At 48.4% G+C, this 308-nt stretch carries 2 tRNA genes; both read left to right on the top strand.

Annotation, left to right across the window (positions count from 1 at the left end):
* The first annotated feature begins 76 nt into the window (after positions 1 to 76).
* Positions 77 to 150 (top strand) — tRNA-Ile (locus BLX24_RS31525).
* 36 nt (positions 151 to 186) lie between these two features.
* Positions 187 to 260, top strand: a tRNA-Ala gene (locus tag BLX24_RS31520).
* Positions 261 to 308: the final 48 nt, after the last annotated feature.

The raw sequence follows: 308 nt of genomic DNA, 5'->3' as shown, positions 1-308 counted from the left end.
TGCGGCTGGAACACCTCCTTTCTGGAGCCAGTTCTTTATGAACACTTAGTGCTTTTGATATCAATACGCAAAGTCTGGGCTTGTAGCTCAGGTGGTTAGAGCGCTACACTGATAATGTAGAGGTCCGTGGTTCGAGTCCACGCAGGCCCACGAACATAGACAAACGTGTCTGTGACCTAACAAAATGGGGGATTAGCTCAGTTGGCTAGAGCACCTGCTTTGCAAGCAGGGGGTCAACGGTTCGAATCCGTTATTCTCCACATGAGCAATTGGCTCATAAGTTCTTTGACTTACAGAGAGAGTCTGAC

Origin of the sequence: Arsenicibacter rosenii, assembly GCF_001870735.1 — a bacterium.
In the GTDB taxonomy this organism is placed as follows: Bacteria; Bacteroidota; Bacteroidia; order Cytophagales; family Spirosomataceae; genus Arsenicibacter; species Arsenicibacter rosenii.
This window is presented reverse-complemented; position numbering and strand designations above follow the sequence as displayed.